Source organism: Streptomyces sp. NPDC056948, assembly GCF_042674225.1.
Taxonomy (GTDB): domain Bacteria; phylum Actinomycetota; class Actinomycetes; order Streptomycetales; family Streptomycetaceae; genus Streptomyces; species Streptomyces purpurascens.
Genome location: NZ_JBHUQX010000551.1, coordinates 1 through 4,950, shown reverse-complemented (window position 1 = coordinate 4,950; position 4,950 = coordinate 1). Strand labels below are relative to the sequence as shown.

Annotated in this window: 5 protein-coding genes; 4 read left to right on the top strand and 1 reads right to left on the bottom strand. The window is 73.1% G+C overall.

Going from position 1 to position 4,950, the window contains the following annotated elements; translation table 11 throughout:
• Positions 1-198 precede the first annotated feature (198 nt).
• The 3 genes from ACFTZL_RS40830 to ACFTZL_RS40820 all read left to right on the top strand — a co-directional run bounded on the left by ACFTZL_RS40830 (position 199) and on the right by ACFTZL_RS40820 (position 3,362).
• On the top strand, positions 199-1,146 hold the full coding sequence (locus ACFTZL_RS40830; RefSeq protein ID WP_382594413.1) for a hypothetical protein: 948 nt from the start codon (positions 199-201) through the stop codon (positions 1,144-1,146).
• A gap of 170 nt (positions 1,147-1,316) precedes the next feature.
• A complete protein-coding gene (locus tag ACFTZL_RS40825; RefSeq protein WP_382594411.1) occupies positions 1,317-2,399 on the top strand; it encodes a LacI family DNA-binding transcriptional regulator in 1,083 nt (360 codons plus the stop codon).
• A 54-nt stretch (positions 2,400-2,453) separates the two neighbouring features.
• Positions 2,454-3,362 (top strand): carbohydrate kinase, encoded by a 909-nt coding sequence (locus tag ACFTZL_RS40820; protein ID WP_382594408.1) that lies wholly within the window; start codon positions 2,454-2,456, stop codon positions 3,360-3,362.
• A gap of 6 nt (positions 3,363-3,368) precedes the next feature.
• On the opposite strand, the gene ACFTZL_RS40815 is transcribed toward ACFTZL_RS40820, so the two are convergent.
• Positions 3,369-4,232 carry a helix-turn-helix domain-containing protein gene (locus ACFTZL_RS40815; protein ID WP_382594406.1) on the bottom strand — a complete coding sequence of 288 codons (864 nt, stop codon included), beginning with the start codon at positions 4,230-4,232 and terminating at the stop codon, positions 3,369-3,371.
• Between the two features lie 101 nt (positions 4,233-4,333).
• On the opposite strand from ACFTZL_RS40815, the gene ACFTZL_RS40810 reads away from it, so the two are divergent.
• A complete protein-coding gene (locus tag ACFTZL_RS40810) occupies positions 4,334-4,897 on the top strand; it encodes a YceI family protein (protein ID WP_382594403.1) in 564 nt (187 codons plus the stop codon).
• Positions 4,898-4,950: the final 53 nt, after the last annotated feature.

Below are 4,950 nucleotides of genomic sequence, written 5' to 3'. Positions count from 1 at the left end.
CATGTCCGGCCGGGCGTACATCACTGTCCGGCATCAGGTGTTGTCGGGACCAGGTCAACACGCTTCAATGCGGTGGAACTCGGGGCCCTGAACGACGACGTACGGATGTGAAGACCTGCCGTGCGCCGGCGGGACGGCCCCGGGCGGCCCGTGCGAACGGTCTGACCAGCCGTTGCCGACTCACAGAGAGGCCCCTGCATGCCGCACGCCACACAGCACGCGGACGTCGCCACCGCGGACCTGGACTCGGCCCTGCGAGGCGGCCCCTTCCACGTCGCCCTGCGTGCGGCGATCGCAGCCCGCGGGCTGCCGCTGCAACGCGTGCAGCACCATCTGTCCCGCCACGGTGTGAAGGTCGGTGTCACGAGCCTGAGTTACTGGCAGCAGGGGGCCAGGCGTCCGCAGCGCCCCGAGTCGCTGCGGGCCGTCCGCGCGCTGGAAGAGATCCTGGAGCTTCCCGAGGAGTCGCTGATCCGGCTGCTCGCCGAGTCCGACACCGGCCCGGCCGGGCAGCGGTCCGCGGCCCGGTCCTATCGCTCCCTCGTCGAGGCCTCCGGAGTCCTGGACCAGTTGCTGGCCGAGCTGGACTGCCCGCCGGACGGGGGCCTGCACACCCTGGGGCACCACGAGCGGCTGCGGATCGGGGCGCGGCGCGAGCTGGCCGAGCGCGAGTCGCACCACATCGTGCGCGCCCACCGGGACGGCGTCGACCGCTTCGTCGCCGTCCACCACGGCGACCGGGGGTCCGTGCCCGAGCGTATGAGGGTGCACGCCCTGGAGAACTGCCGTACAGGTCGCGTCCGTTGGCACCGCGACACCGGAGTGCTCGCCGCCGAGCTGCTCTTCGACACCCGGCTGCGGGCCGGGGACACGTTCCTGTTCCGCTACGGCGTCGAGGACGGGACGGCGAGTGAGTCGCGCGAGTACATCCGCGGCTTCGACGCCCCCGGAGGCCAGTACGCGCTCCAGGTGTGCTTCGACGCGGCGGCCCTCCCCGTGCGCTGCCACCGGTTCGCGCAGCCCTCGGCGGCGGCGCCGCGCAGCGGCTGCCAGGACCTGGCACTGAGCGGGCGGCACCGGTCGGTGCACGTGGTCGAGCCGCGCTTGCGCGCCGGGTTTCTGGGGATCGGCTGGGACTGGGAGTAGGCGCCACGACGGCGGGGCCGTGCCCGGCGGCCTGTGGTCGCGGTCCGGGGCTCGATCGGACGTAAACGTTTGCGCAAGCGTTTACGTGCGGCGTCGGATGCGATACGTTCCCCGCCGGGCCACCGGTACGACCGGACCACCGGGCCACCGGAAGCGGAGGAGAGAACGGCATGGCGACCATGGCCGACGTCGCGCGGAGCGCCGGTGTCTCCGTGGCGACCGTCTCGCACGTGCTGAACGGCACCCGGCCGGTGCTGCCGCACACCCGCCAGGCGGTCCTGGACGCCGTGGAGGAGCTCGGCTACACCACGAACACGCTGGCCCGCTCCCTGGTGACGTCCCGCACCCGGTCCATCGGGCTGGCGGTGTCGGCGATCAGCAACCCGTACTTCACGGAGATCCTCCAGGGCGTCGAGGCCAGTGCCCTGGAACACGGCTACAGCCTGCTGATCGCCGATCCGCACGACGACCCGGAGCACGAGCGCAAGGTCGTCCAGCTCCTGCACGAGCGCCGGGTGGACGGCATGATCGTCGCGCCCTCGGCGGATCCGCGCGGGCTTCTCGCCTACCTGGGGCGGCACGACGTACCGGCGGTGTTCCTCGACCGGCTGGTGGACGCCCCGGCGACGGACGGCGGTCCGCGTTTCGACCAGGTGTGCGCCGACAACGCCGAACCGACGTCCCGGCTGGTCGCCCATCTCGCCGGCCTCGGCCACCGGCGGATCGGGCTGGTGGCGGGGCGGCCGGGGCTCAGCACCACGAGCGAGCGGATCACCGGCTACCGCAGCGGCCTCGCCTTCGCGGGACTGCCGTACGACGAACGGCTCCTGGTGCACGGCGACTCGGAGTCGGCCGGTGGCGAACAGGCCACCGCGGCCCTGCTGGCCCTCGCCGTGCCGCCCACCGCGCTGGTCACCGGCAACAACGCCATGACCATCGGGGCGCTGCGTGCCCTGCGTGCCCGCGGCCTGTCCGTACCGGGCGACATCGCGCTGTGCTGCTTCGACGACTTCGCCTGGGCGGATCTGTTCTCGCCCCGGCTCACCGCGATCGCGCAGCCCAGCACGGACATCGGCGCCCGGGCCGTACGCGTGCTCCTGGAGCGTCTCGCCGAGCCGGACCGGCCGGCGCGGACGGTGCGGCTCCCCTCCGCCTTCGTCCATCGCACCTCGTGCGGCTGCCCGGAGGAGCCGACACGACCCGAAGATCCCGAGCATCCCGAACAGCCTCAGCAGGCCCGACAGCCCCAGTAGTCCGCGCAATCCGTGCAATCCGCGCGGCCCACAGTCCGAGAGAGGAACCGTCGCATGATCGTCGTCGCCGGTGAGGCACTGATCGACCTGGTACCGCGGGGCGCGGGTGCCCTGGCGGCGCTGCAGCCGGCGCTCGGCGGCGGCCCGTACAACACGGCCGTGGCGCTGGGCCGCCTCGGCTCCCCTGCCGCTTTCTGCTCCCGGGTGTCGTCCGACGCCTTCGGGGAGGCGCTGCTGGAGCGGCTGCGCGAGACCGGGGTCGACGTGTCGTCGGTGCAGCGCGGCGCCGAGCCGACGACCTTGGCCGTCGCCACGGTCGGTGTGGACGGCTCGGCGGCGTACTCCTTCTACGTGGACGGGACCGCGGACCGGCTGTTCGCGGCGCCCTCCGCGCTGCCGTCGGGCACCCGTGCGGTCTCCTTCGGCACCTGTTCGCTGGTGCTGGAGCCGGGGGCGAGCGCGTACGAGGAACTGATGCGTTTGGCGGCCGCGCAGGGTGTGTTCACCGCGCTGGACCCGAACATCAGGGCCGGGCTGATCCCGGACGCGGACGCCTACCGGGCGCGGTTCAAGAGCTGGCTGCCCTCGGTGTCGCTGCTGAAGTTGTCCGCCGAGGACGCCCTGTGGCTCGGCGGCACGCCCCAGGAGTGGCTGGCGGCCGGCCCGGCAGCGGTCGTGATCACCCGGGGCGGCGACGGGCTGGCCGTCTTCACCGCCGACGGCGGCGAGTACGCGGTGCCGGGCGAGCGGGTGGAGGTCGTGGACACCATCGGCGCGGGCGACACGGTCAACGCGGCGCTGCTGCACGGGCTCGCGGTACGCGACGCGCTCAGCGAGCGGGCACTGGCCGCGCTGGGGTCCGACGGCTGGACGGAACTCCTGGGATTCGCGGCTCGCGCGGCGGCGGTCACCTGCTCACGGGCGGGTGCGGAACCGCCGTTCGCGCACGAGCTGGACGGCTGAAGCGGCTCAGCCGACGTCCCCGACGGCCCGCAGCGCGCCGGGGCGCCGACCGTTCAGGCGGTCCAGGGCAGCGGCCGTGGCATCGTCCGCGGGCAGGTGGACGATCATGCGCTGGCCTTCGTCGGGCAGCACGAGCGTCTCGTGCAGCAGCCGCAGGGATCCGGCCTCCGGGTGCTCGATGCGCTGGGAGCCCGTCCGCCGCGGCACCGCGGCCAAGTCGGCGAACCGGTCGGCGAAGTCCGCCCCCGCCGTCACTGTCAGTTCGTCGGCCAGCTCGGCGACATAGGGGTCCCGGAGAGGAGCTCCGTGCCGGAGCCGGGCGACGAGGTCGTCGGCCACCCGGTCCCAGTCGCGGTAGGCGCCACGGGCCCGCTCGTCGGTGAACAGGTACCGGAGCAGGTTGGGCCGCTCGGCGTCCAGCAGGCCGATGGGGCGGGCCAGCCGCTCGTAGCCCGCGGTGTGGGCGAGGATGTCGCCGATCCAGTTGACCACCAGCGCGGGGGTCGGCTCCAGGCGATCGAGCACCGACCGGACGGTGGGGCGCGCCGTGTGGCCGAGCGAGGGGGCCGCCGCGCAGATCAGCGGGTCGCCGCCGTCCGCCTCCTTGGTCAGGCGCCGCAGCAGCATCCGGTCGTTGAGCGACAGGTGCAGGGTGTCAGCGAGGGCACCGAGCACCTGGGCGGAGGGGTTGCGGTCGCGTCCCTGTTCCAGCCGGGTGAGGTACTCGACGCTGATGCCGGCGAGCGTGGCCAGTTCGGCGCGCCGCAAGCCCGGGGTGCGGCGCCGCGACCCCGTGGGCAGACCCGCCTCGGCGGGGCTGACGGCTTCACGCCAGGTGCGCAGAAAGGTGCCCAACTCGTTGTCGCTCACCCGCCGAACGTACAACGCGCACGGGCGCGGATCGTGGCCCTGCCACTACCAGGCTCCGGACGGTCTCCCTCCTGGGCCGCGCGGCCCTCAGGGTGGAGCACATGACGAATGACATCGCTGCCGCCGCTTCCGCCACCGCTCTGCCGCTGGCTCCGGGGAACTGGGCCCTGGACCCGCTCCACTCCTCCGTGAACTTCACCATCCGTCACCTGGGCATCGCCAAGGTGCGGGGGCGCTTCGAGCGGTTGGAGGCCGAACTCTTCGTCGGGGAACGGGTCGAGGACGTGCGGGTCTCCGCGACCGTCGACCTGGCCTCGATCGACACCGGCAACGCGGACCGGGACGCGCACGTACGCGCCTCCGACCTGCTCGACGTCGAGAAGCGCCCGACGATGACGTACCGCGCGACGCGTGTGTCGGGCGAGGGCGAGGACTGGACGATGGAGGGTGAGCTGACGATCGGCGGGGTGACCCGGCCGGTGACACTCGCCGTGGAGTTCGGCGGGCTGGTCGAGGTGCCCATGGACGGCAGCCGGCACGCCGGGTTCGAGGCGACGGGCGAGATCCGGCGCAGCGAGTTCGGGCTCGACTTCGCTCCCGGTCTGCTCGGGGAAGTGGTGAAGATCCAGCTCGACATGCAGTTCGTGGAGCCGAGGAACGACTGATCAGCACACGGACGCGCAATACGCCGACGCGCCGTGTCCCACGGGAACTCCCC

Bases quoted from the DNA above. Each gene is read 5' to 3' on its own strand.
- ACFTZL_RS40830 (WP_382594413.1), top strand. From the start codon at position 199: ATGCCGCACGCCACACAGCACGCGGACGTCGCCACCGCGGACCTGGAC.
- ACFTZL_RS40825 (WP_382594411.1), top strand. From the start codon at position 1,317: ATGGCGACCATGGCCGACGTCGCGCGGAGCGCCGGTGTCTCCGTGGCG.
- ACFTZL_RS40820 (WP_382594408.1), top strand. From the start codon at position 2,454: ATGATCGTCGTCGCCGGTGAGGCACTGATCGACCTGGTACCGCGGGGC.
- ACFTZL_RS40810 (WP_382594403.1), top strand. From the start codon at position 4,334: ATGACGAATGACATCGCTGCCGCCGCTTCCGCCACCGCTCTGCCGCTG.